Source organism: Aquibium pacificum (assembly GCF_040839445.1).
GTDB lineage: Bacteria > Pseudomonadota > Alphaproteobacteria > Rhizobiales > Rhizobiaceae > Aquibium > Aquibium pacificus.
In genome coordinates this window covers 1-292 of record NZ_JBDPGJ010000049.1, presented here as the reverse complement: position 1 = coordinate 292, position 292 = coordinate 1, and the positions used below count along the sequence as shown (strand labels likewise).

At 50.3% G+C, this 292-nt stretch carries 1 protein-coding gene; it reads right to left on the bottom strand.

Annotation, left to right across the window (positions count from 1 at the left end; translation table 11 throughout):
* Positions 1–42: 42 nt before the first annotated feature.
* On the bottom strand, positions 43–292 hold a 250-nt coding region (rpl37A, locus tag ABGN05_RS30105; protein WP_367957738.1), incomplete at its 5' end, for a 50S ribosomal protein L37Ae.

Sequence of the window (292 nt, the reverse complement as noted above, 5' to 3'; positions counted from 1 at the left end):
ATTTATTTCTAGTGGCTAGGCAGGTCTCAGGCAGTCACACTTCTACTGGTCTTTCAATTCCTTCAGTCTTCTGATGGCAGACTTCACTGTGACAGCAGATGTAGTGTTGTAGGTCCAGGCCCCACCAGCCACTGTTTTCATGCAGGAACCACAGTGCCAGATGCCAACAGCTCGTCTCTTCATCTTGGTCTTGCCACAGAAGGAGCAGGTATACTTGGCGTGCTGGCTGATTTCAATTTTCTTCACCATTTTCCTGAGGGAGGGCCCATAGCGGGTCCCGTATTTACCGACG